This window comes from Virgibacillus salexigens (assembly GCF_000723585.1).
GTDB classification, from domain to species: domain Bacteria; phylum Bacillota; class Bacilli; order Bacillales; family Amphibacillaceae; genus Virgibacillus; species Virgibacillus salexigens.
In genome coordinates, this window is sequence record NZ_CCDP010000002.1 from 260,193 (window position 1) to 286,439 (window position 26,247).

The 26,247-nt window shown below is 36.1% G+C and carries 32 protein-coding genes and 1 other annotated feature; of the genes, 14 read left to right on the top strand and 18 right to left on the bottom strand.

The genetic code is table 11. The features are described 5' to 3' along the window. Positions 1 to 350: 350 nt before the first annotated feature. Entirely contained in the window at positions 351 to 746 is a 396-nt protein-coding gene (spxA, locus tag BN990_RS14140) for a transcriptional regulator SpxA (RefSeq protein WP_021292282.1), read from the bottom strand. A gap of 395 nt (positions 747 to 1,141) precedes the next feature. Between spxA and BN990_RS14145 the strand changes: the two genes are divergently transcribed. Together BN990_RS14145 and BN990_RS14150 are read left to right on the top strand one after the other, a co-directional pair. Further along, on the top strand, positions 1,142 to 1,483 hold the full coding sequence (locus tag BN990_RS14145; protein WP_038245624.1) for a P-II family nitrogen regulator: 342 nt from the start codon (positions 1,142 to 1,144) through the stop codon (positions 1,481 to 1,483). 23 nt (positions 1,484 to 1,506) lie between these two features. Beyond that, complete coding sequence (locus tag BN990_RS14150) at positions 1,507 to 2,880, top strand: ammonium transporter (RefSeq protein ID WP_051739212.1); 1,374 nt, start codon at positions 1,507 to 1,509, stop codon at positions 2,878 to 2,880. Positions 2,881 to 2,936: 56 nt separating this feature from the next. Here BN990_RS14150 and BN990_RS14155 read toward each other — a convergent pair whose 3' ends face one another. Together BN990_RS14155 and BN990_RS14160 are read right to left on the bottom strand one after the other, a co-directional pair. Continuing rightward, positions 2,937 to 3,518 carry a GNAT family N-acetyltransferase gene (locus tag BN990_RS14155; protein ID WP_038245625.1) on the bottom strand — a complete coding sequence of 194 codons (582 nt, stop codon included), beginning with the start codon at positions 3,516 to 3,518 and terminating at the stop codon, positions 2,937 to 2,939. 286 nt (positions 3,519 to 3,804) lie between these two features. After that, entirely contained in the window at positions 3,805 to 5,013 is a 1,209-nt protein-coding gene (locus BN990_RS14160) for a putative glycoside hydrolase (protein ID WP_021292278.1), read from the bottom strand. Between the two features lie 204 nt (positions 5,014 to 5,217). On the opposite strand from BN990_RS14160, the gene panB reads away from it, so the two are divergent. Beyond that, the gene (panB, locus tag BN990_RS14165; protein WP_038245626.1) at positions 5,218 to 6,042 is read left to right on the top strand and encodes a 3-methyl-2-oxobutanoate hydroxymethyltransferase; all 825 of its coding nucleotides are present in this window, start codon (positions 5,218 to 5,220) and stop codon (positions 6,040 to 6,042) included. A 50-nt stretch (positions 6,043 to 6,092) separates the two neighbouring features. Further along, positions 6,093 to 6,482 (top strand): aspartate 1-decarboxylase, encoded by a 390-nt coding sequence (gene panD, locus BN990_RS14170; RefSeq protein WP_021292276.1) that lies wholly within the window; start codon positions 6,093 to 6,095, stop codon positions 6,480 to 6,482. Between the two features lie 43 nt (positions 6,483 to 6,525). On the opposite strand, the gene BN990_RS14175 is transcribed toward panD, so the two are convergent. Next, positions 6,526 to 7,476 (bottom strand): ketopantoate reductase family protein, encoded by a 951-nt coding sequence (locus tag BN990_RS14175; RefSeq protein ID WP_038245627.1) that lies wholly within the window; start codon positions 7,474 to 7,476, stop codon positions 6,526 to 6,528. Between the two features lie 140 nt (positions 7,477 to 7,616). After that, positions 7,617 to 7,797 (top strand) — a binding site (T-box leader). A gap of 57 nt (positions 7,798 to 7,854) precedes the next feature. Between BN990_RS14175 and trpS the strand changes: the two genes are divergently transcribed. After that, complete coding sequence (gene trpS, locus BN990_RS14180; protein WP_021292274.1) at positions 7,855 to 8,853, top strand: tryptophan--tRNA ligase; 999 nt, start codon at positions 7,855 to 7,857, stop codon at positions 8,851 to 8,853. Between the two features lie 60 nt (positions 8,854 to 8,913). On the opposite strand, the gene BN990_RS14185 is transcribed toward trpS, so the two are convergent. The 6 genes from BN990_RS14185 to BN990_RS14210 form a co-directional block, all read right to left on the bottom strand. After that, positions 8,914 to 9,675, bottom strand: a complete 762-nt coding sequence (locus BN990_RS14185) for a YjbA family protein (protein WP_021292273.1) — start codon at positions 9,673 to 9,675, stop codon at positions 8,914 to 8,916. 189 nt (positions 9,676 to 9,864) lie between these two features. Then, on the bottom strand, positions 9,865 to 10,074 hold the full coding sequence (locus tag BN990_RS14190; protein ID WP_021292272.1) for a hypothetical protein: 210 nt from the start codon (positions 10,072 to 10,074) through the stop codon (positions 9,865 to 9,867). Between the two features lie 128 nt (positions 10,075 to 10,202). Then, positions 10,203 to 11,441: a beta-ketoacyl-ACP synthase II gene (fabF, locus tag BN990_RS14195; protein WP_038245628.1), complete on the bottom strand. Its 1,239-nt coding sequence runs from the start codon at positions 11,439 to 11,441 to the stop codon at positions 10,203 to 10,205. A 22-nt stretch (positions 11,442 to 11,463) separates the two neighbouring features. Next, on the bottom strand, positions 11,464 to 12,405 hold the full coding sequence (locus BN990_RS14200) for a beta-ketoacyl-ACP synthase III (protein WP_021292270.1): 942 nt from the start codon (positions 12,403 to 12,405) through the stop codon (positions 11,464 to 11,466). Between the two features lie 101 nt (positions 12,406 to 12,506). Continuing rightward, positions 12,507 to 12,821 (bottom strand): hypothetical protein, encoded by a 315-nt coding sequence (locus BN990_RS14205; RefSeq protein WP_038245629.1) that lies wholly within the window; start codon positions 12,819 to 12,821, stop codon positions 12,507 to 12,509. Positions 12,822 to 12,873: 52 nt separating this feature from the next. Further along, positions 12,874 to 13,458 carry a hypothetical protein gene (locus BN990_RS14210; RefSeq protein WP_021292268.1) on the bottom strand — a complete coding sequence of 195 codons (585 nt, stop codon included), beginning with the start codon at positions 13,456 to 13,458 and terminating at the stop codon, positions 12,874 to 12,876. A gap of 112 nt (positions 13,459 to 13,570) precedes the next feature. On the opposite strand from BN990_RS14210, the gene BN990_RS14215 reads away from it, so the two are divergent. Then, complete coding sequence (locus tag BN990_RS14215; RefSeq protein WP_021292267.1) at positions 13,571 to 13,753, top strand: DUF2929 family protein; 183 nt, start codon at positions 13,571 to 13,573, stop codon at positions 13,751 to 13,753. Positions 13,754 to 13,901: 148 nt separating this feature from the next. On the opposite strand, the gene BN990_RS14220 is transcribed toward BN990_RS14215, so the two are convergent. Then, positions 13,902 to 14,219, bottom strand: coding sequence for a hypothetical protein (locus tag BN990_RS14220; protein ID WP_021292266.1), 318 nt, complete (start codon positions 14,217 to 14,219; stop codon positions 13,902 to 13,904). Between the two features lie 87 nt (positions 14,220 to 14,306). On the opposite strand from BN990_RS14220, the gene BN990_RS14225 reads away from it, so the two are divergent. Then, entirely contained in the window at positions 14,307 to 15,134 is an 828-nt protein-coding gene (locus BN990_RS14225) for an undecaprenyl-diphosphate phosphatase (RefSeq protein WP_021292265.1), read from the top strand. 379 nt (positions 15,135 to 15,513) lie between these two features. Here BN990_RS14225 and BN990_RS14230 read toward each other — a convergent pair whose 3' ends face one another. Then, positions 15,514 to 15,825, bottom strand: a complete 312-nt coding sequence (locus BN990_RS14230) for a metal-sulfur cluster assembly factor (protein WP_021292264.1) — start codon at positions 15,823 to 15,825, stop codon at positions 15,514 to 15,516. 76 nt (positions 15,826 to 15,901) lie between these two features. Next, entirely contained in the window at positions 15,902 to 16,663 is a 762-nt protein-coding gene (locus tag BN990_RS14235; RefSeq protein ID WP_021292263.1) for an alpha/beta fold hydrolase, read from the bottom strand. 143 nt (positions 16,664 to 16,806) lie between these two features. Here BN990_RS14235 and BN990_RS14240 point away from each other — a divergent pair, with 143 nt between their 5' ends. The 4 genes from BN990_RS14240 (at position 16,807) to BN990_RS14250 (ending at position 18,644) form a co-directional block, all read left to right on the top strand. Continuing rightward, complete coding sequence (locus tag BN990_RS14240) at positions 16,807 to 17,640, top strand: Cof-type HAD-IIB family hydrolase (RefSeq protein ID WP_187370471.1); 834 nt, start codon at positions 16,807 to 16,809, stop codon at positions 17,638 to 17,640. 187 nt (positions 17,641 to 17,827) lie between these two features. Next, positions 17,828 to 17,977, top strand: a complete 150-nt coding sequence (locus tag BN990_RS22945; RefSeq protein ID WP_021292261.1) for a hypothetical protein — start codon at positions 17,828 to 17,830, stop codon at positions 17,975 to 17,977. Position 17,978: 1 nt separating this feature from the next. Beyond that, positions 17,979 to 18,194 (top strand): DUF3813 family protein, encoded by a 216-nt coding sequence (locus BN990_RS14245; protein WP_021292260.1) that lies wholly within the window; start codon positions 17,979 to 17,981, stop codon positions 18,192 to 18,194. A gap of 186 nt (positions 18,195 to 18,380) precedes the next feature. Then, entirely contained in the window at positions 18,381 to 18,644 is a 264-nt protein-coding gene (locus BN990_RS14250; RefSeq protein ID WP_021292259.1) for a NifU N-terminal domain-containing protein, read from the top strand. A gap of 65 nt (positions 18,645 to 18,709) precedes the next feature. Here the strand turns inward: BN990_RS14250 and BN990_RS14255 are convergent, their stop codons facing one another. Together BN990_RS14255 and BN990_RS14260 are read right to left on the bottom strand one after the other, a co-directional pair. Further along, positions 18,710 to 19,126 carry a hypothetical protein gene (locus BN990_RS14255; RefSeq protein ID WP_021292258.1) on the bottom strand — a complete coding sequence of 139 codons (417 nt, stop codon included), beginning with the start codon at positions 19,124 to 19,126 and terminating at the stop codon, positions 18,710 to 18,712. Between the two features lie 22 nt (positions 19,127 to 19,148). Continuing rightward, a complete protein-coding gene (locus tag BN990_RS14260) occupies positions 19,149 to 19,991 on the bottom strand; it encodes a YitT family protein (protein WP_021292257.1) in 843 nt (280 codons plus the stop codon). A gap of 137 nt (positions 19,992 to 20,128) precedes the next feature. Between BN990_RS14260 and BN990_RS14265 the strand changes: the two genes are divergently transcribed. The 3 genes from BN990_RS14265 to BN990_RS14275 all read left to right on the top strand — a co-directional run bounded on the left by BN990_RS14265 (position 20,129) and on the right by BN990_RS14275 (position 22,792). Continuing rightward, the gene (locus BN990_RS14265; RefSeq protein ID WP_038245631.1) at positions 20,129 to 20,992 is read left to right on the top strand and encodes a DegV family protein; all 864 of its coding nucleotides are present in this window, start codon (positions 20,129 to 20,131) and stop codon (positions 20,990 to 20,992) included. A 516-nt stretch (positions 20,993 to 21,508) separates the two neighbouring features. Further along, positions 21,509 to 21,733 carry a YppF family protein gene (yppF, locus tag BN990_RS14270; RefSeq protein WP_021292255.1) on the top strand — a complete coding sequence of 75 codons (225 nt, stop codon included), beginning with the start codon at positions 21,509 to 21,511 and terminating at the stop codon, positions 21,731 to 21,733. 186 nt (positions 21,734 to 21,919) lie between these two features. Continuing rightward, on the top strand, positions 21,920 to 22,792 hold the full coding sequence (locus tag BN990_RS14275) for an SDR family oxidoreductase (protein ID WP_021292254.1): 873 nt from the start codon (positions 21,920 to 21,922) through the stop codon (positions 22,790 to 22,792). 165 nt (positions 22,793 to 22,957) lie between these two features. Here BN990_RS14275 and BN990_RS14280 read toward each other — a convergent pair whose 3' ends face one another. The 3 genes from BN990_RS14280 to BN990_RS14290 form a co-directional block, all read right to left on the bottom strand. After that, positions 22,958 to 23,800 (bottom strand): glycerophosphodiester phosphodiesterase, encoded by an 843-nt coding sequence (locus BN990_RS14280; RefSeq protein WP_038245632.1) that lies wholly within the window; start codon positions 23,798 to 23,800, stop codon positions 22,958 to 22,960. Between the two features lie 208 nt (positions 23,801 to 24,008). Beyond that, complete coding sequence (locus BN990_RS14285) at positions 24,009 to 25,499, bottom strand: alpha-amylase family glycosyl hydrolase (protein WP_038246033.1); 1,491 nt, start codon at positions 25,497 to 25,499, stop codon at positions 24,009 to 24,011. Positions 25,500 to 25,741: 242 nt separating this feature from the next. Further along, positions 25,742 to 26,107 carry a YisL family protein gene (locus tag BN990_RS14290; RefSeq protein WP_021292251.1) on the bottom strand — a complete coding sequence of 122 codons (366 nt, stop codon included), beginning with the start codon at positions 26,105 to 26,107 and terminating at the stop codon, positions 25,742 to 25,744. Positions 26,108 to 26,247: the final 140 nt, after the last annotated feature.

Consider the following 26,247-nt stretch of genomic DNA (forward strand, 5'->3'; position numbering starts at 1 on the left):
TCACCAAATATAACTTCTTGTTATAACATGTACCCTAAATTGATATGCAATAATCATTATTATTTAATCTATGCTTCCACATTAATGGTGATGCTATCCTTCCTGTAATTCATGTTTCAGAAATGAGTGGTTACATCATTCTATTTCTATTGTATGATAGCACTTATCAACTTGGAAACATATATGCCTATTTAATTAGTAACATATTTTAACGTATTCTTAAAGATTTGTCACCCATATTTTTGTGACGAAATTAGTAACGATTTGTCGTATTCTTGATACGGAGCGAAGCGATAAAAAAACGCAGATCTTGAAATTTCGATCTGCGTTTTTTTATATATGAAATGGATTTAATTGACCATTCGTTGCGCCTCACGTAATTGAAAAGTCCGCACCGTTCTCGGTAAGAAACGGCGAATCTCATCTTCGTTATATCCTACTTGCAGGCGCTTTTCATCCAAAATAATTGGTCTTCTCAAAAGACCTGGATTTTGTTGAATTAAATTGAAAAGATCTTTCATCGGTAATTGATCAATATTAACATCTAACTTCTGAAAAACCTTTGACCGAGTTGAAATGATCTCATCCGTACCATCTTCCGTCATACGCAAAATTTCCTTTATTTCATCCAGTGTAAGTGGTTCGGAAAATATGTTACGCTCCGTAAACGGGATATCATGCTCTTCCAACCATGCTTTTGCTTTTCTGCAAGATGTACAACTTGGTGAGGTATAAAGTGTAACCATTAAAACTTCACTCCTCATTCTAATATGGGTTTATTCATTTCATAAACATTGAGTACTTATCAAATTAAAATAAGTTTAAATAACCCTATATGTAAATTATACTACAATTGTCAAGCGAAAGGTAGAGGATATTCAGAAAAAATCGAGTTTTTTATAGATGTTTACGAAATGTAAATTGTTTCATTATATATGTAAGTTACCCCTAATCATTTTTAATTAAACCTTTTATTTGAAAAAATTTTTCAAATCACAGCAATTATTTCTTGCAAGCGTTTACTTCAAAATTTTCTAAAAAATTAGCCAAAACCTCTTGATTTTTAACTATTTTCCTATTATGATATTTTACATAACTTATAATGTAAGGTTTCCTAACATAATAAAAAGGGGTGATATAAATGAAAAAAATCGAGGCTATTATTCGTCCAGAAAAGTTCCAAGCTCTACGCAAGGCGTTATCTGCAGCAGGAATTGGTGGATTAACTGTTACTGAGGCCGCTGGTACAGGAAAACAAAAGGGGCAAAAAGGGATATTCCGAGGAACTACTTTTCAATTACAGCTACTTCCAAAAATTAAAGTAGAGACAATTGTGGAAGAGCAGAGACTGGATGAAATTCTAGATATCATCATTAAAAATTGCAGCACTGGCAACATTGGAGACGGTAAAATCTTTGTTTCTCCAATTGAAGAAACAATACGAATACGTACAGGTGAACGAGGCAAAGAGGCTGTCTTGTAAAAAAATTGAAGGAGGATTTATTCATGATTAAGAAGAGTTTACTGTTATTTTTCATCCTTTTCCTCATCGCATCTCCTGTTTACGCTGCACCAACTACCGCTTCCTTGGAATTATCCATTAATCTCGTATGGGTTATGCTTGGAGCTTTCCTTGTATTTTTTATGCATGCAGGTTTTGCTATGGTGGAATCAGGATTTACTCGTGCCAAAAACTCACTAAACATATTAATTAAAAATTTCTTAACCATTAGTGTTGCTGCTATCCTATTTTTTGTTGTTGGTTATGGAATTATGTTTGGGACTTCAGGAGGTTCATTTATAGGCACAGATGGTTTCATGCTAAGCGGGGTTGAAGATATCGGGTTTTTTGTTTTCCAGGCAATGTTTATAGCAACCTGTGCAACAATTATTTCTGGTGCTGTTGCTGAACGAATGAAGTTAGGTGTTTACGTACTGATTGTTGTTGCTATGACAGCATTTGTGTATCCAATAGTTGGCCATTGGGTATGGCAAGGTGATGGCTGGCTGACCGATCTAGGGTTTAGCGATTTCGCAGGTTCTACAGTGGTTCATTTAACCGGGGCAGTCGGAGCCTTAACAGCAGTATTGTTCTTAGGACCACGCCTTGGAAAGTACTCTAGTAAAAAAGTTAATGTTATACAGGGGCATAATATACCAATTGGTGCTCTAGGAGTATTCATTTTATGGCTTGGCTGGTTTGGCTTCAATGGGGGAAGTACGCTGGTAGCCGATCCAGCACTTGTACCAATGGTAATTGGAACAACGCTCTTATCGACTTCCGCCGCACTGGTGTCGTCTGCTGCATATACAAAATTACGTTTTAAACGGGTAGATACATCATTATCGTTAAATGGTGTTTTAGGAGGACTAGTTGGTATAACGGCTGGCTGTGCTGAAATTTCTTTAGGTGGATCCATCGCCGTTGGCCTTATTTCAGGAATTATCCTTGTGGAAGGGATTCACTTATTGGATACGAAATTACGTATTGATGATCCAGTGGGGGCAATAACTGTTCACGGAATTTGTGGTATTTGGGGTACGCTAGCTATTGGTTTATTCTCTACTTCAACTGGTTTATTTTATGGGAATGGTTTTACACAGCTCGTTATTCAAGGGATTGGTGTCGCAGCAGTTATTGCTTGGACAATGATCACATTAGGTGTATTCTTATTCATTGTAAAACAATTTACATCATTACGTGTTTCTGAAGAAGAAGAAATCGCAGGATTAGACTTTGCTGAACATGGTTCGAACGCATATGAACTAAAAGAAGCTCTGATCTCTGATGATGAAGAACCATTATTAAATAACCTTGGCTTGGCAGATCGTTTAAATAATTTGACTACTACAGGGGAGCCACAGCAAAAATCCTCGTAATTAACAAAACAATTGTTAAAAAGCCTCTTATTCTACGAGGAATAAGAGGCTTTTGTTTAACTTTTCAAATTATCTAAGATGTTAGCGGAGGATCGATTTTTATCATAGGTTAATACTTCATCAACCCCCTGATAAGCTTTTCCGTATATCTCTTCATCTTTATACGTGTGTATATCTTCATACATCTTTTTCATTTGTTCATAAATAAAGTCTTCCGATTCATCATTCGGGGACCAGTATAGGATTTCCATCGGTGTATCTTCATTTGTCGCTAAAGATCTACGGGTATAACCGATAGCCTGGGCATGACGAAACCCTTCCCTATTGTAAAAATGTAGTCGTTTTTCTGTATCTGAATCCTCATAATCAACAGGCTCTACTTCGAGAATAATTGGTTTGTTTTTGGCTTTTAATTTCTCAATTAATTTGTGACCAATACCTTGACCCCTTGTTTTTGCTGATACCCATAAATAGTCGATAAACAGAAATGTGTCAAATTCAGCATACATCAAAACATGCTTATCACTCTCGTCTTTGTAATAGACGTCACCTTTTTCCTCTAAGAGCATTTCCATATGTTTTTTGGATTTCATCTCTTCTACAGGAAAATACTTATTCAATTTCTCATACCAATTCATTGATCTACTCCTTATTTTTAGTAGTCCTATTTAGTATAACGAAAAAATAAAATTTTGTTAAATAGAAGCCACAATATTGTGTTATTTTAGATTTCCCAAGATAGGATATATCATGTAGAAAAAAAGAGAAGATCCTTGAAGGATTACGTTCTCCCAACAAGGAGCTTGTCCCCTCAGAGGGTTTCTTGCTTCAAAAAAGTATACGCAATCCTCTCCAAAAATGGTTGTAGGTTTCTAAATTAATAGCTTTAAAAAAGCAGACCTTTTAATTGGTCTGCTCTATTTGTTATTTGCTCATTCCGACTGTATAATCTACATTTTCCGTATACGTATTACCAGCATTCCAAAGTAAGAATTCATGGATATCATTCTCTGCTAGGGCTTTAATTTGGGCTTCCACCTCAGCTTTACCATACTGCTTTGTTGCTCCTGAATAAAGCCAAGGAGCTTCGAAGTCCTGTATCCAAGGTCTAGAAACTGGTGGGTTATCTAATTTATCTAAGACTTTATTTTCCACCTTTGCATACGCATTAACTAATTTGTATGGTTCTTCATCTGGTTTTTCAATTCCAAAATAAGGTGTCCAATGGCTTGGATAAATCATCGACGAAATTACATCAACATTATCTGCAATCTTAGAGAAATTTTGTCCTATACCAGGCGTTTCTTCGATAGTAGCAGCATATCCAAATATATCAGCAGAGACATCAACATCATAATTAGACAATTCTTCACTTGCAAAATGCACAAAGTCAGTTACTGCTTTAACTCGTTTCTTAATATTGTTCATTTCTAGGTTTTCATATTCTCCTAAAGAATATTCCAATTCCTTATCTCTTGTCTCAAAACCTTCAGGAAAACGAACATAATCAAATTGTATCTCTTGGAATCCCATTGCTGCTGCCATTTTGGCAACCTCAACGTTATATTCCCAAACTTCGGTTTGAAACGGACTAACAAACGCTTCTCCTTTACCATTTTTCCATACTTCCCCATCTTTGGTAAACGATAAATCTGGACGTTTTTCTGCTAAAACCGAATCCTTAAATACTACAATTCGTGCAATTGGATAAATTTGTTTTTCTTCTAATACTTTCATCATTTGTTCAGGATCATCAATTAAATTTTTTGCCATATCTTCATATGGGGAACCTTCTTCTGGTTTAAACGTTAAGTGACCATTATCTTCTTTAATATCAATTACCATGGTATTCAAATCGGTTTCATCGACAAAATCAACCAAGGAATTAAACCGACTGCCACCAGCAGAATTTCCAGTCACATATATTCCTCTTACCGCATCAGGATATTCGAAATCATAACTTGAGGTATGTACAAATCGTTTCATCGTATTTTCTAGTTCAAGTGGCTTTAAGCTGATCTCCCTCTCATGATGTGGCTTTATTTCCTGAGCGTCTTCCCCACTTACAATTGCCGGAATGCTTAGTAGCACTGTACTAAGTATGGCTACAATTAATCCTCGCTTTCTCTGCATAAGCAATCAATCCCCAATTTCATTCTAATATGAGTCTAGTATAAAGGAAAACATGTCAATTTTGAACGAAAAATACAAGATTTTGAAGAAAATAATCAGGCTTGATTTATTCTTTTCCCCCTTTGTTGTATAATAAACATCATCAAATCCAGTAAAAACAAACACGAATAGCCTCTATAACTTAATTGAGGAGAGAGTTTATTTATGCTTACCATATTAGATTTAAAAAAAATGAAACAAAATCATGAAAAAATCACCATGGTTACTGCTTATGATTATCCTTCTGCTAAACAAGCAGAACAGGCAGGCATTGATACGATACTTGTCGGTGACTCATTAGGAATGGTCGTACTTGGATATGATTCAACGGTACAAGTAACAGTAGAAGACATGATTCATCATGGAAAAGCTGTAAAGAGAGGCGCACCAAATACTTTTGCTGTCGTCGATATGCCGTTTATGTCCTATCATATTTCCACAGAAGATTCATTACGTCAGGCAGCCAAAATCTTTCAGGAAACCAATGCACAAAGCTTGAAAATTGAGGGTGCCTCAGCAGGGATTATTGAATTTATCCAACGATTAACAGAGGCAGGTATTCCGGCTATTGGTCATTTGGGCTTAACACCGCAGTCCGTTAATGTATTAGGAGGATTTAAAGTTCAAGGGAAAGATAAAGCAGCTGCAGCTAAACTACTACATGATGCTAAGAAAGTGGCTGCGTCTGGTGCTGTAGCACTTGTTTTGGAATGCGTTCCAAAAGAACTAGCTGACATCATAACAGCATCTATTGATATACCAACTATTGGAATAGGTGCTGGTTCGAAATGTGATGGACAAGTCCTTGTTTATCACGATATTCTAAAATATGGTGTCGATCGCCTACCAAGATTCGTTAAACCTTATAGTGATGTTAATCAAATTGGATTAGAAGCGATTAAAGGATATATATCCGATGTAAAAACTCAAAACTTCCCGTCGGACGAACATTCCTTCTTCATAAAAAGTAAAGACCTCCTCCCAGAATGAGGTTCACTTATTCAATTTTGATTAACAATGAATGAAAAGGAGTTAATCACATGTTCCGAACAATGATGAAAAGTAAGATACATCGTGCACGTGTCACAGAAGCTAATTTAAACTATGTAGGTAGTGTTACAATTGATCAAGATATTTTGGATAAAGTAAATATATTGCCACATGAAAAGGTTCAAATTGTAAACAATAACAATGGCGCTCGGTTAGAAACGTACGTTATAGCAGGACAAAGAGGCTCTGGCGTAATTTGCTTAAATGGAGCTGCAGCAAGACTTGTTCAAAAAGATGATGTCGTCATTATTGTCTCCTATGCACTCCTTTCAGGTGAAGAGCTTCATTCCCATCGTCCATTAGTTGCAATCATGAATGACAAAAACGAGGTTACAAACCTATTGGAACAAGAACCGCCATTAACAACAATAAATTCTTAATCAAAGAACAGTCTGAATCTAGAATCAGACTGTTCTATACATATTAAGGATGTAGAATTGTACGTGGATAACTCTGATCTATCATTTTCACTAATTTATACATCATATTATTATATGGAGTAGCAATTTGTAGCCTTTTTCCTTCTTTAACAATCGCACCATTGATAACTTCTATTTCTGTTTTACGCTGATGAAGAACATCTGTAAGCATAGATGATATATTTCTCCCAATCTCTTCAATCCCTAAGCGTATACATTCTTGAACAGGATCTTTATACAATAAGGATATTTCTTTTGCATGTGCAACCTCAACAGCTTCCTCTACTAGCTTTGAAACAAGTTCTTTCCCTTCCTTATACTCAATAGCCTCCCCGTTTTTCAAACGTGTTACAGCAGTTAGTCCATTATAAGCTATATTTACTACCAATTTACTCCAAATTATAGATTGTACATTGTCAGACACTAACGTTTCCAATCCACTTTCGGAAAATGTAGCAGCAACCTTCTTTAAAAAATCGACATTCTCATTAGTCGGTTTCGTTGATCCAATAAATGTTTTCCCCCAAGCCCGTTGTTCTATTACTCCCCGCTTCACCCAACCTGCCCCAGCACTAGTTCCACCAACAAAAACTTCATGTGTCGGTGCTAATTGTTGAATTAATTCAAGGTTACCTATTCCATTTTGCAAGGTAAGGATTGGGGTCTTGTCATCGACCATTGGTAATACCTTTTCTAATACAGCCTTAGTTGCAAAAGATTTTATCAATACAAGCATAAGCTCGTAATCTCCAGATAAATCGGCAGGGTTCGTATAAACTGGTACATGGAGGGTAGCAAAATCACCTTTTTCATGAACCATTTGCACACCTTGCTGCTTCATTATTTCTACATGGTTATTTGGTCTATTATACAGCGTGACATCGAATCCACATTTCGTTAATTTTCCAGCGAAAAGACTCCCCATTGCACCAGCACCAAGAATTAATATTTTCATGTGAATTTACTCCTTTACGGCTTTTTCACCATTTCGTATTCACTTGTACTATCCTTACCATACGTATAATCGGTAATTCTTTCAACAGCAAAACTTGATTTTAACCTTTCAAATCCTATATAATAGTGTCAAATAAATACGTATGAGCTATGAAAAAGTATGAAAGTACAATTATTCACTAGATTAGGTTAATTAGAGAGCTTGTGGTAGGTGGAAACAAGTACTATGGATAATTGGAATTGGGCCTTTGGAGCTTATAATCAAAAGTGATCTTATATAATAAGATAATAAGGGTGGTACCGCGGTTCATTCGTCCCTGTTGTATGGGGATGAATGGACTTTTTTATATGGGTATTACTAAGAAATGGAGTGAGCAAGATGAAGACGATTTTTTCAGGGATTCAACCAAGTGGTACTTTAACATTAGGAAATTATTTAGGAGCATTAAAGCATTTCACTCAATTACAGGAGGATCATGACTGTTTTTTCTGTATCGTTGATGAGCACGCTATTACCGTTCCACAAGATCGATTAAAGCTAAGAAACAATATACGTTCTTTAGCAGCTCTCTATTTAGCTTCTGGCATTGATCCAGAGAAATCAACACTGTTTATTCAATCTGAAGTTGCAGCACATACGCAGTTAGGTTGGATGTTACAATCTATTAGTTATATGGGTGAGCTTGAACGAATGACACAATTTAAAGATAAATCAAACAAAGAAACAGCTATTTCTTCTGGTTTACTGACCTATCCAACACTAATGGCTGCTGACATTCTTTTATATAATACCGATATCGTCCCGGTCGGTGAAGATCAAAAGCAGCATTTAGAGTTAACAAGGAACCTAGCCCAACGGTTTAATAACAAATATAATGATATCTTTACGGTTCCAGAGGTCAGTATTCCAAAAGTTGGTGCTCGGATTATGTCTTTACAAGATCCAACGAAGAAAATGAGTAAATCCGATTCGAATGAAAAAGGATTTATTTCAATGCTTGATGAACCAAAGAAAATTGAAAAGAAAATTAAAAGTGCGGTCACCGACTCGGAAGGAAAAGTAAAGTACGATAAAGAAAATAAACCTGGTGTTTCGAACTTACTTACGATTTACTCTATTTGTTCAGGTGAATCCATTGATGTATTGGAAGAAAAATATGAAGGTAAGGGCTATGGTGTTTTCAAGCAAGATGTGGCTAATGCTGTTATTCATTTATTAGAACCAATTCAAAACAAATACTATGCATTGATTGACTCTGAAGATCTTGATAATATTTTAGATCGTGGAGCAGATAAGGCAGGAATGACAGCAAATCGCACCGTTGCTAAAGCAAAAAAAGCAATGGGGTTAGGTAGAGTTAAAAAGAAGAAAAAGTAAACGTAAACAAGAGGATGATCTTTGTTATGAGACCCTCCTCTTGTTTATTATATCTATCCCTTATTTTTGCTTCGATGTATTTTGTTCTTGACCGTTTTCAATTTCCCACATTTTTTCTAGGAAAGGCTGTCCTTTTATTAACTTCGCACACAGGTCCTCATGCCTTGTACTCCAACCTTGTCTGACACCCTCATATAAAGCTGTCCAAACTTTCTCTTCATCCATAAACCGGATATATGGATAATTTTTTGGGTCCCATTCCGTTAACCAGTAACGAAGTTCTTCTAAATGATTAGCCGTCCGTAGCTGATCAAGTGCCATCATTAATAGTTGTTTCAGCTGTCTTTCTCTTCTCGTTAACCCAAAAACGAGTTCGGGCGGCATCGACAACATATGGTATTCCTTTTTATAATATTTATTATCATATTTAAATGACTGAGGTTTGGTGTTCTTAATCATGTCGTACACCAACTGTTCTTGTCTGGGAATTAAACGACTTTTTCGAACTGGAATTTTATAGCCGATTGTATCAAATGCCAACATGTCATTACCATCTGTCACAATACAAGCATAGTCTAAAACGGTTCTTTCTTGCCCTTTTCGCATATAAGCACGTTTATAAATAGCATCTAATAAAGCTTTTGGCAGTTCATGCATATCATTTTCAATAAAGTTATACAAGTCCTTTGTTATGTATAGTAATGGCACCTGATCGAGTAATTCTATGCCGTCCTCCTTGCGCCATTCTTGAAAATAACAAACATTATAGCCATTTTCTTCTCCTTCAAACCAATTCACCCATACATCATGCATATATAGCATAAAACAACCCTCACTTTTCAATCAGAACTTAACATACATTATGACCATGATTTAGAAAAATATTCTAAGTCTGCCATATTTGCGGCATGATATTTTTTCCAAAATATAGTATTCTTCTTGGTAGTAATTATCAAGCAAGGTAATTCATGCATGGAAATGGTTCAATTGAAAACCTTTATCTTTCACTTATCATTTAAGTTTATTTGGTAAACGGCTGATAACCAGACTCATCATAACAATTCCTATTGGTAAAAAGTAACATTCAATTCGGCTCAAAATAAAACTAAAATATTCTCCCCATGATAGACCAGCTGGAAGAAAGTTCATATAAGCAATGATAGTTACTCCACCCATTACAGCAAAACCGAATCCCATTAAAAACAGAAATACATACCCCATAAATTGTCGCCTACCTTGTCCACTTTTTAATAGAGTATGCTTGTCTTACCTATTACATGAAAAAAATTGTACAAGCTTTTACAATTGATAAACAAAAAATCGACCCCTTCATGGGATCGATTTGCTATTTATTCATATTTTTTAAATACTAAAGCAACATTATGGCCGCCAAATCCTAGTGAGTTGCTGAGAACAACATTTACATCTTGCTGTCTAGCTTCATTTGGAACATAATCTAAGTCGCAATCAGCATCTGGTGTTTCATAATTGGTTGTCGGAGGTATAATACCATCTGTTATTGATTTAACAGCTATAACAGACTCAATTCCCCCAGCTGCTCCAAGCAAGTGTCCAGTCATCGATTTGGTAGATGAAATGGCAACATTATACGCATCTTCTGACATTACAGCTTTAATTGCAGCTGTTTCAAATTTATCATTCAATGCCGTACTCGTTCCATGCGCATTGATATAGTCAATTTGTCCAGCAGTAATCGAAGCGTCATCCAACGCATGCTGCATTGCCCGTGCTGCCCCTTCCCCGTTTTCAGCTGGAGCTGTTATATGGTATGCGTCTCCAGTCGCTCCGTACCCAACAATTTCTGCATATATATGGGCATCTCGAGCAAGTGCAGTCTCTAAATCTTCTAAGACTAAAATACCGGATCCTTCCCCCATTACAAAACCATCTCGTTCTTTGTCAAAAGGGCGACTCGCGGTTTGTGGATCTTCATTCAAGGATAGCGCTTTGGCTGAAGAGAAGCCCGCAAATGCCATATTAGATATGGGAGCTTCTGCCCCCCCAGTAATCATATAATCTGCATCTCCACGTTGAATAGCCTTAAACGCATCTCCAATGGAGTTTGCACCTGAAGCACATGCAGTTGTTGTACAAGAATTTATTCCTTTTGCTCCTAATTGAATAGATACTTGACCAGCAGCCATATCTGGAATCATCATCGGCACAAAGAATGGACTAACACGCTTCGGTCCTTTTTCCATGAATTTACGATGTTGATCTTCCCAAGTTTGCATACCACCAATCCCAGAACCAATCCATACACCAACACGGTTTGTATTCGTTTCATCGATAATCAAATTGGCATCTTCTACTGCCATTTTGGATGCCGCTACAGCGTATTGCGTGAATAAATCCATCTTACGTACGTCTTTTTTCTCTATATACTTGGTAGCATCAAAATCTTTTACTTCTGCAGCTACTTTTGCAGTGAATTGTTGACTGTCTACTTTTGTCACAAAATCAATTCCGGATTTCCCGTTAGTTATACTTTCCCACATTTGATTTACATTATTTCCTACTGGGGTTACTGCCCCAAGTCCAGTAATAACTACTCTTCTTTGCTCCATAAGGTTGTCCTCCTACTTACATTTATCTTCCCCAACGTAATGCTAAGGCTCCCCACGTTAATCCGCCTCCAAAGCCTACTAAAACGACCAAATCCTCGTCATTTATTTTACCATCTTTTACCGATTCTGATAAAGCAATTGGTATAGAAGCAGCGGAATTATTTCCGTATTTTTTAACCGTCTTTGCCATCTTCTCATCAGAAATTTCAAGTCTTTCTCTTGCAGCTTCCATAATTCGAATATTCGCTTGATGTGGAACTAAATAATCAACATCCTCTTTATCATGTCCAGCTGCTTTTATTACATTGACAGAAGACTCTGGCATTTGCCGAACAGCAAATTTAAATACTTCACGTCCGTTCATATAGATATAGCCACTATCTTTATCTTGATATAGCTCCTTACCACCAGCGCCATTTGAACCTAGTTCAAAGGAAAGAATTCCTCTGCCTTCAGATACCTCGCCCATAACTGCTGCTCCTGCTCCATCACCAAATAAAACACAAGTACTGCGATCGGACCAATCTGTAATTTTTGAAAGTTTTTCTACTCCAACAACAAGTACATTTTTATACGTATTTGTTTCGATAAATTGTTTTGCTGTTACCATTCCATACATAAATCCAGCACAAGCAGCGCTAACATCCATTGCAGCTGCATTTTTTGCCCCTAATCTATCTTGAATTATACATGCTACAGACGGAAAAGGGGTGTCTGGTGTTACAGTAGCAACTAAAATAAGATCAATTTCTTCCGGATGCATTTCCGCATTTGCTAGTGCATCCTTAGCAGCTAAAAATGCCATATCTGAGGTATCCATGTTGTCTTCTGCAATTCTTCGCTCTTCGATACCGGTTCTAGTACGAATCCATTCGTCATTCGTCTCTACAATTTTTTCTAAGTCTTTATTAGTCACGACTTTCTCTGGAACAAAGTGACCGACTCCTAGAACACCTACATCCATTTTTCCATCTCCTTAAAAAGTATTAATATCTATTCTTATGACTTGGTACTAATTTTAATTCATTTAGCCCTAATTTGCAAGAACCTAATCATTATGCAGTTTCACTGTGGGAGTAAATTAGCTCCTCGGTAATCGTTGATTATCTTTTTTAATTCTTTTCGAAGCCTTGGTGGAATCTCCCTAATCGCTGCATGATTCAAAAATTCTTCCACTGCCTCTGTAATCGCTCGCTCAGTGGTTAGGTGTTCCCTAAAGTAGACATTTGTATCATTCCAAGCTTGATCTGTATTTGAATCCGTTTGTACCATACCTACACTATGAATTCGATTTGGCTCGTCCATCATTGAACTGCAACCACTTATAAAGATGGCTGCAAAAAGGATTACTAGGGTATACGATACATACGATTTATGCAATGTAGGCACTCCCGGCTTCTTTAAGAGAAAATAAACTAGACCAAAGCGAGTATTATTCCGTATACTTTTTAAATTGATGATAATGTTCTTTTACTTGCTCTAATTTCTTTTCAATAGGTCTATTGTCCCGAGTATATGTTGAATGTTCAAGTTTTATTATTGCACTTTTCTTGTTATCAGCAATATCGTCGTTTAACCATTTCACTAAATAAGAAACAAAATCCTCAATATAAACAGCTTCGGTAAGAAAATATGTCGAGTCAAAAGGGATAAACAGGTGGTTGCGATACATTCCATTTTCGTTCATTGGCATCCATTCTCCAAACAATAGCGGAGCTTTTATTAATATTGTATCTTCCTTCATGTTTTCAGGAACAGTTGGATGAATGATAACAGAACGATTCGTGTGTACATGATCTATTTCTTTCAATGGAACACCAACGGAAATCACTGTGTCATAAACTTTCTTTTCCACATTCTCGCAAAATGAGAAATTGCTATTTCGACCAAAAAACATACTTAGTGTATCCTTCTCTTCTTTATCGATTACTCCTTCTACCAGCCAATCATCCTCTAATAATCCATTTACAATATGATATCCTATCCAATGATTACAATTTACAACTAAACATGTCATCAATAACATTCCCCCTTCCCCTTTGTTATAAAATTATCCTTTTTTTTTACGATTGGTTTTGGTAAACTAAAACAAGATAAACTAGAGTTAAATGTAAAAATGAGGTGTATACATGAGGTACATTGCAACAATTATCTGGGCACTTGTAATAAGTGGCGTACTTTCTTATGTTTTATCAAGTATGCGCGGTGACAGCTTTAGTATGATGGGTACAATTGTTTTCGCAGTTATCATGTTTATAGCTATTGTCATTTTAGGTGATAGTGCTATCCACGATGATAACGCTGAGAACTAAACCGAACTGATATATCCTACCTGTAATAATATTAGGTAACTCAATTTCTCTATGGCAGAGACCAGCTGTATGATTGAAATAAACCCTTGCCCATTCTTACTATACAGGGCAAGGGTTTCCCATTTTAGGCCCTGTTAATGTAATAATGTTAATACCATGGAAGTATACTCAATGCCGCTAAAGCAGTTAAAGGCAGAATTAGCCTTCTAAATCGTGGTCCAGGTCCATAGCCGTATCCATACCCTGGACCACCATAACCAGGATAACCATAACCGAATTGTCTATGATGTGACCCACCACCCTGAAGTTGTTCATGAGGTTCAAGTGGTACAGCAAGATAAACGGATTCATTATCCAGTCCAGTAATAATTCCGTCTACACTTGAGCCATCGACTAATTCTATAAGCACATAGGCATGCATATGATCTTTACATACATCGTATATTTGTTGATTTCGGTCCGTCATTCCTATCAACCTCCTCACCAGCTAGCCTATTCATTCGCCCATGGGTTGGTGACATAAAAAATTAATAATTCTATAAGGAGATACATTATGGAAACATTAACTGAACTAGGTTTGTTAATTAAGTATTTAATTCTTGGCTTATTTCAAGGTTTTACAGAACCAATTCCAATTTCTTCAAGTGGTCATTTAGTAATCTTACGGGATCTGTTTGGATTAGAAATTAAAGGGTTATCTTTTGAGATACTCGTCAATTTTGGCTCATTGATTGCTGTTTTTATCGTATTCCGTAAAGATATCGCACGCTTAATTCGCAATGGCCTTCGATTCATTGTTCAAAAGGATAGAGATGAAGAAGCGAAGGAAGATTTTCGATTTATCCTATTCTTAGTCATTGCAACAATCCCTACAGGTATCCTCGGACTCCTATTTGAAGATATGATTAGTGAGCGATTAAGTGGAGTTGTCATTGTCGGCTACACGTTACTTATTACTGGGGCTGCCTTGTGGATAATTCGTAATTTACGAGGGAAGAAAAATGATGGGGAATTAACAATTAAAGATGCCTTGATTGTCGGAGCTGCTCAAGCGATTGCGTTAATTCCAGGTATTAGTCGTTCTGGAGCAACGATTGTTGCAGCAATGTTAGTTGGCATGAAACGCGAAACAGCTTTTCGCTTTTCCTTTTTACTTTATATTCCAGTAAGCTTAGGAATAACCGTATTAAAAATAACCGACATATTTACAGATCCTAATTTCGACACATTAATGATACCATATGCTATTGCATTCTTAGCATCCATTATTGCATCCTATTTTGCTCTTAAATGGTTTGCTAATATTATGGCGAAAGGTAATTTAAAATACTTTGCCTTTTATTGCTTTATCGTCGGAATACTTGTTATTATTTTCCTATAAATAGTTAAAACAGCAGTTCTCAATGACTGCTGTTTTTATAATGCTTAATGGAAATATTGGAGGAATTTGATTGTATCAACAAACGTATGCAGCTAACCTGCAACCATTTTTGAAAGACCCTAATTATTTATAGTGGTTAGAAAGACTCAAGGAGTATGCATTCATCTGCCTCTTACAAACCATAACAAAATAGAAAGTGTAAACCGATTACTTAGTGAGTCAATCGGCTATCGATTATTTCAATTCATCACGGAAAGATTGTTATTTACGATTTCGACCATTTAAAAATGCAATCAATGTGAACAATGTAACTTTGTACAATTTAAATGTACAAAAGGTTCATTCATGATTACAACCTCATGAATGAACCTTTTACCGATTAATCTGGAATCCCTAATGCAATCTTAGCATAACGAGACATTCTTTCTTTTCCCCAAGGAGGATTCCATACAATATTTACTTCTGTTTCTTTTACTTCTGGAATATCCGCAAGCGCATGTTTTACATCTTGCTCAATATGTGCAGCTAATGGGCATCCCATCGCGGTTAATGTCATGGTGACATTGCAAATGCCCTCTTCATTCAAATCAACATCATATATTAAACCTAAATTAACAATATCAATGCCTAATTCAGGGTCAATAACATTCTCTAGGGCACCCATTAGATTTTCCTTAAGCGCTTCATCCATACCCTGTACCTCCTCTATCTTGTTATTACTATTTAAACATATTTTTAATTGATTTTAAATAACACTGCTTTAAAACTTACAAATGTTTGGTAAACCATTTCGCAGTTTCTAATATAGCAAACCGACCTACTTTGTGGCCACGATTAGCCTCTTTAATAAAGAAAATATTATCTTTATTTGTATATTCCGATGCCACTTTCTCATAGAATGTATAAGAATGATCAAATGGCACAACTGGATCGTCTTCTCCATGCCAGAACATGAGTGGTCGTTGATTCAGTTTCTCCGGCTGTTCAGATAAATCATATTGTTTTAATTGATCGTACAAATGGCTAATTTCTTCATCAGTTATAGGCAAATTCCCCATTTTCTTGAAACTGTTTACAAGTGTCTTCGCATAAGTGGTTATCTTAGGAGACCCCATTAATATTACTGCTGTCTTAATCCAAGGATATTGCGTGAGAGCTGCTGAAGTTGTAATTCCTCCCATACTAGTACCGGCAATTCCAAAACGGTTATCTAATAATAAACCTGTGCTATCCAAATAATCTTTTATATCCTTTAATTCGATAACATTTTGCATGACGATATCCCAAAAAGAAACCTGCCTTCTCATCTCAGATATTTCATTTTCTCTTGCACCATGGTATTTACTATCTGGGAGAACAACACGATACCCTTCTTCTGCAAGTAAATATGCTAATGGCAAATTATGTTCTTTTGCACTCGTAAACCCATGGAAAAAGGTGATTACTGGTAAAGCTTTATTTTCGTTTTCGGCATCAACAACTATTAGGCTTGGAATGGTTTTAATTTCTTCTTTATATACTCCGATCATGCCATTATCTCCTTATGTACGTTTTCAGTCATGTAAATTATTTTACTACCCATAAGAAATAAATTGCAACTAATGCAAAGGAATTTTTACTTTACATCTCTACATATCAACTATACACTATTGACAGATGAGGTGAAATAATTATGCAAACAAACAGACATTTAATTGCTTTAGATTTAGATGGAACTCTTCTCACGGATAAAAAAGTCATCAGTCCACATACGAAGAAACTTGTTGAAACAGCGATAGAAGCAGGTCATATTGTTGTTATCGCAACAGGAAGACCACATCGAGCAAGCATTGAATACTATCATCGGCTTCGATTAACAACGCCAATGGTTAATTTTAATGGAGCATTAATTCACCATCCAGCCGATTCAAGATGGGATGCATTACATAGCCCCATGTCCATTCGAACAGCACATAAAATTATTGACGCTTGCTATGAACTGAATGTTCATAATGTATTAGCAGAAGTCATGGATGAGGTTTATCTCGATCAGTTCGACCAAGCCATAATTGATATCTTTCATATGACAGAAAACGATCCTCCATTTACTATTGGAAGTCTCAAGAACAAATTAACAGAGGATCCTACTTCTCTGCTAATACACCCAAAGGAAGATCATATTTTAACATTACGTGATCATCTTGATGATTACCACGCCGACTTAATTGAACATCGGAAATGGGGAGCTCCTTGGAATATTATTGAAATCGTCCGTAAAGGTATGAACAAAGCAGTTGGATTGCAAAAAATTGCACATTATTATCATATTCCGAAAGAGCGTATTATTGCTTTTGGTGATGAGGATAATGATTTAGAAATGATTGATTATGCTGGAGTGGGTGTAGCCATGGGCAATGCAATTGACGAGCTTAAAGCAGTAAGTAATCACATAACAGACACAAATGAAGCTGATGGAATCGGAAAATTTTTAGAATCTTACTTAAACCTTGAAGCAAAATCCGTTTGATTCGCAAAATTTTCCTACTATAGAATTCAACGATTGCTGCCATACTAGAAGTGAACGCAAAATGCGTTCGCTTTTTTAACTTCTTATTAAGAGCATGAATCAAAGGATTATGGCCATAGTCCGACCAATATGCTAATTAAACTTTCGATAATGCAGCATGATTCTTTCGAATTGAGGGGGAAGTATCGTGGGAAAAGGAAGTAAATCGAAGCGTTTTAGTCAACAAAGTGCAGATTCAGTAAAAAAACATGATGAACGTTTTCCGTACCGTGATCGATTCTCCGAAGCAGAACGAAAGCGTGCAGAAACAGATACCCATACAGTAGGAGGTTTTTAGGTTGCAAAATAACACAAATAATAACAACAATTTATTCCAACAAGCTAAAAATGCTGTATCCAATTTTATGAATCAGCAAGGAAATACAGCGAATGCACAAGATAAGCAAGCTGCCCAAAATGCGATTCAAGCTGCATATAATGAAGCAACTGCTCAAGAAAAACAGCAATTGCAGCAATTGGAAAATCAATTAAAGCAGCATAATCAATTACAGTAACCTCTGCTAATTTTGTCAACGTAATTTCTATAAAGAACTATGTGAAACAAATAACTACTTCTAGCCTCATGTGCTAGGAGTGGTTATTACATAATTATTTTAAATACGATTATTCGACAAAATGCTTTTGTATGCCTGCTATTTCTGCTAATATAGATGATAAGTATGATCTAGGAGGGATGACGAATGGGAATTCGAGTAGAAGCCACCCCAAACCCAAATGCACTGAAATTCACTACAGACAAATTGATTTTTGAAGGAACAAATAGTGTATCTGTAATGCCAGGACAAACGAGTGATCATGAAATTCTTAACGATCTTATGCACTTAGAAGGTGTCGATAATGTATTTGGATATCAGAATTTCATTACGGTTAACAAACAATTCGATGCTGAATGGGATGATGTGACCCCTAAGGTAACTGAAGTTTTAGAAAAACATGGTTATTAATAGATAATGTATAAAAAAAGGTCAGCAATTTAAATGCGTGACCTTTTTGTTTACATCGCTTATTTTCACATATCCACAGGAATATAGTTCGCGTTCACTTTTTCTCCTTGATCATTCTTACCATAAAATGTAATAATAGGAGGCTCGTCTCTCGAAGTCGAATCCTCTGGAAGCTTCATTTTAATGGAGAAGTCTTGCCATTTTTCATCCATATTCTCTAGCTCAACTTCTTGCTCCTCTATCGTTGTTTGATTGTTATATTCAAGTATATAGTAAACATTCGTATTGCTCGCTTGAACTTCACCATTAATGACAGCATTGCCGTTTTCCACTTTTACATCCACATTACGTAAGCTAACTGCCGTTGTATGTTGTATTGTTTCATCTTGTTGATTTTCCGTCTGCGTCGACTTTTCTGATTCTTGGTTACTGCATGCCACCATAATACATGCCAATATTATTACGAAACCAAAATATTTCATTGTAATCCCCTTTATCTTTCATTTAATCTCTACGGAAAAAGCCAAAAATCCCTGTAGTTTGGACGATATTTGTAAACGCATTTGGATCAACTTCATTAATAATTCGTTCCAAATCATATAATTCATATCTGGTAACAACTAAATACATCATATGCTTGTCTGTTTTTGTGTAAGCTCCCTTAGCTGGAAGTATCGTGATTCCCCGAACCATTGTTTTATGAATTTCAGCCTGTAATTCATCTGCTTTATGTGTAATAATCATTGCTGTCACTTTCTCATGTCGAGTATGAAGTGCATCAATTACTCTTGTCGTTACATATAATGTTAATAGAGTATAAAGCGCATTTTCCGGTTGATAAAGAACGCCAGCCATAGCAATAATAACAGCGTTTAGCATTAAGAAATACGTTCCAATTGGTTTATCCTTCATTCTCGACAGCACCATGGCAACAATATCCATCCCACCAGTAGATGCGCCGACTTTTAATGTAAGCCCGACACCTGTACCTGCAATAACACCACCAAACACCGCATTTAATATAATATCTTCCGAAATGACTAACATTGGAGTAAGTTCTAGAAATATAGTAGTAAAGAGCACCGAAATAATACTGTAAACAGTAAATCCTCTTCCGACTTTAAACCAACCTAAGATAGCGACTGGAATATTAAGTAATGCTAGCAAAATACCTGTACTGACTCCAATGCCTAGAAAGTCATTAAATACACTGGAAATTAACTGTGCAGCTCCAGTAAAGCCACTAGCATAAACATTTGCTCCTTCTAAGAAAAAGTTCAAAGATAATGCATTTAATAGTGCACCAAAAATTACAACAATTATCCGTTTAGCTTCAAATATAAACAAAGGTGTCCCTCCTTCGATTGTGACAATCATCAATTATTTTTCCATTTTTAGAAATTTTACATCAATATACTTTGACTATCTTAACAAATCGCTTTAAACTAAAAACAAGACTAGTTTATGAAATGCAGGTGAAATTTATGGCGATTAAAATACTTGCGGATTCCGCATGTGATTTATCCAAAGATTATTACAACAAATACGATATAGAAATGGTATCTTTGACTGTTCATTTAGATAACGAGGACTATGAAGATGGAAAATCCATTAGCCCTAAAACAGTTTATCATGCAATGCGTGAAGGGAAAAGCCCTAAAACTTCACAGGTTTCCCCTCAAACGTTTAAATCTATTTTCACATCATACGCTGAAACGAATCAAACACTTATTTATCTTGCTTTTTCATCCGAATTATCAGGTACATATCAAACAGCTAAAATGATGGAACAGGAAGTAAAAGAAAGTTATCCGGATGCCCCCATTCATGTAGTTGATACAAAATGTGCATCCCTAGGTTATGGTCTTGTTGTTTTACACGCTGCTGAACTTGCTAAGCAAAGCGATGATCCCAAAGAAATCATTGCATCGAGTCATAACTATGCGTCGAAGATGGAACACATCTTTACTGTTGATGATTTGGAATACTTATATCGCGGTGGACGTGTCAGTCGTACCGCAGCGTTTGTTGGATCCTTATTAAAAATCAAACCAATTCTTCATGTAGAAGATGGAAAACTAATCCCCTTAGAAAAAATACGGGGCTCAAAAAAATTGTTTAATCGTATGCTTGAAATCATGGAAGAACGCGGTGGTGATTTTTCCAATCATACCATTGGAATTTCCCATGGAGATGATCTCAAGCGAGCAGAACAGTTAGCCTCCATGATTAAGGAACGATTGAATGTAAATGAAGTCGTCATTGAAATGGTAGGTTCAGCGATTGGATCACATTCCGGCCCTGGAACAATCGCTCTTTTCTTTATTAATAAGCAATACGAAGCTTAACCATTTGGGTTAAGCTTTTTTATTATGATATTGTAACCTACTTCTTTCCTTTTCGTCTAACTGACTACGCAAATGAAAATTGGAAGGATTCTATAAAAATACGTGTTTATACCGAAATAAACCTCGAATTATCCATCAATTTTCTAAAGAGAAATTCATCCCCAACAAAATACATACAAGGTCGATCCCTTATTAGTATAGGCCATCGTTCCAAACCAATACGTAAATCAAGTAAAGCAAATTGAAAAAGGACTTTTAATATTCTGCCCTATACTCCAGTTGTACTTCCATTTTCATTGCTGATACCTCCAACAAAATGGATTGAAAATAAGTCTGGGTAAGAGCCACTCGTACAAACCGATGGACTGAACATAAGCCTGTTTTCATTCAAAACCAACCAAGCAAATAGAAAATGGATATAGAAATTATTGGTTTTACTTTTTCTAACATGAATTCTAACAATAACTCATAAACTGATATTAGTAGGTTGTACACTTATTATGAGGAGAGGATGACATGTACATCGATCAGCTCATTCAAATGTATCATCATGAAAAAAATCAACTACCCAATTCGATGAATGATATTCTAGATCATTACCAAAAAAAGTATATAACGGGTGAAATCGATATTGTGAAATATCGGGAAATTTATTCTTTTTTAAAAATTCAAGGAGCAATATCTGCCCACGAATTTTCGTATGAGTCACCAAAACAGATATTTCCTACCTCTTTTCACTAACATATTCTAGTGCTTATCAGTTTGTAGAGATTGATTTTCTACAAGCTCTTTTTTTGTTTCTAAGTGAGTACAGGTCTGCTTGCTGTTCAGTCAATTTTATTCCTTTCCATCTAAATTATAAAGGATTGAATTCCATCATTAGGGGAATATAAAACCAAACATTTCTTGTTGAGGAGGAAGAGAAAAATGAAGATGGACAAAGAAAATGGGAAGTTAACCCCCCCTGCCCAACACCAAACTAAACAACCTGGGATAGAATCTAAAATGGTGCCAGAACCAACATATATACGTCCGAATTACAATGGAAGTAATAAATTACATGGCAAAGTAGCGCTAATAACAGGAGGAGATAGCGGAATAGGACGAGCTGTTAGTGTTCATTTTGCACGGGAAGGTGCAGATGTCGCAATTATTTATCTAAATGAGCATGAAGATGCACAAGCAACCAAACGTCTCGTAGAACAAGAAGGGCAAAAGTGTCTTCTAATGGATGGCGACGTTGGGAATCAATCATTCTGTGAAGCTGCTGTCACGGAGGCCTTAGAAAAATTCAGCAAAATTGATATTTTAGTTAATAATGCTGCAGAACAACACCCACAGGCAAACTTCTTAGACATAACAAGCACTCAATTGGAAAAGACATTCCGCACCAATATTTTCAGTATGTTTTATCTTACAAAAGCTGTTCTCCCTAACTTTAAAAAAGGCAATTCGATTATTAATACATCTTCTATAACCGCATATAAAGGAAATAAAGATTTAATTGATTATTCAGCAACCAAAGGGGCGATTACTTCATTCACGCGTTCATTAGCGGAACAGCTTGCGGACAAAGGTATACGTGTCAATGGTGTCGCGCCAGGTCCAATTTGGACACCACTTATTCCTTCTACATTCACAGAGGACAAGGTCGACAATTTCGGGGGAGATACACCTATGAAGCGTCCAGGACAGCCAGAAGAACTAGCTCCCGCTTATGTCTATTTAGCTTGTGCTGACTCTAGTTATGTAACGGGGCAAATGATTCACGTAAATGGTGGAACCATAATAAATGGTTGATGATACGTTTAATTTTGTAATTTACATGTTTGCTTCCAATCCTAGGAGTTTTTTCTAATAAAACTTTGTAATTGATTAATTATTTCATTCTTTACTCTACAATATAAATTCCTAGACAATAAAAAAAGCTGCTGTCGTGACTTTCGTGACAGCAGCTTTTTATGGTTATCTCCGTGGACGTGGGTGATGATAAACATATTCTGGAAAGTCTGTAATTATCCCATCAACCCCAAGCTTCAATAATCGGTCAGCTTGTTCCTGTTCCCTTACTGTGTAAGGCCAGATTTTTAGTTTCTTATCATGAATTCGCTCAACTAACTCAGGGTTTAAAATGTTTTGATTTGGATTAAAATAATCCGCATATGTAGCAAACTCCTCTAGCTCTTCATCTGTTACATCCTGCCAACTCATCCCTGCTAATACACCTAAAGGAACCCTCGGTAAAAGTGATTTTGTTTTGATTACCGAGTCATGGTTAAACGATTGAATAATAATTTTATTATTTCTAGGTTTATCCATATTTCTATCTTTCAGTGCTTCTGCTACTTTTTCCTCAATACCTGGATAAAGCTCAGGTGACTTCAATTCAATAAGAATTCCAATCTTCCCACGAAATTCATCCAACACTTCTTCCAATGTAGGAATTTTTTCTCCAGCATATTCATTACTAAACCAACTTCCAGCATCTAACTGCTTCATTTCTTCTAACGTATGCTCACTAACTAGTCCAGATCCATCTGTTGTACGATCTAAAGTAGTATCATGAATAATTACTAATTCCCCGTCTTTTGACATTTGGACATCTACCTCGATGTAGTCTGCCTTCATCCAAAAAGCCTTATGAAAAGCAGCCATCGTGTTTTCTGGAGCATGCCCTGATGCTCCTCGATGTGCGATGTTTTCTACATGATGTCTCTTCCCCATTGAATTACTAGCTGCAGACGTAGATACGGTGTACATCACCATCATTACCAATACCATAACAAAAATTAAAAACATGCGTTTCATTCAATCTCCCTCTCCTTTGCAATGTATTTAATTCTATTGTATGGAAACATTATTAATTCGAACTAAAGGCGAGATTAAGAGATTGTAAGGAAAAACACATCGATAGTAATGGGAAAATTTTCATCATTACCATTGGCACGATAAAAAGAGCGATAAAATAAAAAATACTTGCGGTATCTCTTCACAAGTATTTTTTATCGATTATCGATTATTTTGTTTTTCGATGTTTCTGTTTGGCACTAAGTACAATTACTCCGATAATAAATAGAATAAATATCCCAACAACAAATCCGATAAACAGCCAATTCAAACCGTTATCTTCTTCGACAGTATATACTTCAGCAGTTTCTCGTGCCAAACCAAGTTTATATATTCCATCTTCGTCTTCCCTAACTGTGTTGTCACCTAAATATCCTCGTAATTCTACACCCGATGGCAAATCAGATATAGAAACAGATTGAGATTCCTCATCATTGTTAATTGCAATATACATGGATTCCCCTTCATAACTACGTTTAAATACCGTCATGGCTCCCTTCGAAGCTACCATTTGGTAATCACCATGCGTCAGTACTGGAAACTGGATGCGCAGAGAGGATATACGATTATGAAACTCTGTTAAGTCAGGATTTCCACTATTAAATTGAACAAGTTGCTGGACTTCTTCTAAACCTGTTCCATACATAGGTAGTTCGGTTCCTTGATATATTTCAGGTACGCCTGGCAATGTATACATATAGGTTAATGCAAGCTTCCACGTAGTCAGTGCATTCCTCCCATTTTCGGCTAAGGCTTGGGTAAAGCGTTCTGTTGTCTTGTCATCGATAAATATCATCTGAGAAGCATTCCCAGTCCCCAACGATTGGTTTAAATCCGATACAGGGGTTCCTGCTTTAGAAAAAACTTTCGCCATCTTCTCTTGCAAGGAGTAATTATCAACTGCATCGATATGATTATTTTCCTGTAATGACGTCGTATCAGCATGTTGATGTAGCACATCTGCAAGTAAATAAAAATCCTCATTTTTAGCTTTAATTGCCCGCGTTAAGTTCGTAATAAATTCCTGAGATGACTGATCAGCTGCATGTAATTTAAAGCCATCAATATCTGTTTCACTCATCCAATAATTGGCTACATCGATTAAGTATTGTTGAACAGCAGCATTACGTTGATTTAATCTGACTGCCTTTTCTCCCCAAGCTGTATTTATTTGATTATCTTCGTCGACCCAATCTGTTTTGTCACTATCTTCTATAATCGGGTGACTTTCTGCAACATAATTTGTTACGAATTCCATAATTACTTTTATATCCCGTTTATGCGCTTCTTCAATTAGGGTATGTAAATCTTCCATATTTCCGAATTGCTCTTCCACACTATAAAAATCTTCAATCCAATACCCATGATATCCTCCAGACGCATTATTCATTAGCGGGGAAAGAACCAACGTTGTATAGCCAAGTTCCTCAAAAGAATCGAGTTTCGCTGTAATCCCTTCCAAATCTCCACCATGATAAGCGTTTGGATCATCTAATTGAACTTGTTTGTCACGATCATGATTCAGGTTATTATACCGATCAATGATGATACTATATAAGATTTCTTCTTCTATTTCACTAGTTTGAGCTTGAGCATAACTTGGTGAATGAACGAAGAGCACAAATACAGCAATAAATAGTATACCAATTGTTCTTTTCATATTTACTTCCTCCATCATTCCATAATACCTCTTGTACTATTATCAATCTTTCATCTAATTAGTCAACATGGAATAAAGCTTTGTTAGAAATCATTCATAATTTTGAGGCCCTTCACTTCCTTCCAATGATAGCTATTCATTAATTGCTATCATAAGAAATCGTAGCAATGCAATCGGTCATACCTCGTTCTATAGAAAAAAAGATTGCCCTTGTTACGGACAACCTTACACTTCTTGTTCATTTAATTAAGCCCCATTGGTAATCTAAAGAAACCTAATGCTAGCAGAATAATAATTGCGATAACAAACTGCACCCATAACCCCTTTAATGGTTTTTGTTTTGGCAATCTAACGAGCAGCATTTCCATTATGGCAATCATCCAAATTCCAGCTAATCCTTTAACGATTGCCTCAGGCATAAGCGGACTCCCGTTGAAATAAGGAGTGATTAGGCTTCCACCCGTATACAGAATAAATAAGTAATCTAATCGGAGAATCATGTGCGTAATTTTTCCAGGTTTCATCTTTCCTTGTTTGTACATGACGTATGCAATTGTAAATAAAATAAATCCAAGAGCCCATGCAGTGATATGCATATGTGTATTCATTTCTTTACCTCCTGTCCAATATCAGTGACTACAGCTATCATACCATGTTACATCTCATAAATCATTCGAAAAAATCGTGACAAATTTCTGTATCAATTTCTGAATAAAAACTGTTATACTGTTTTTGTAGATTATTTTTA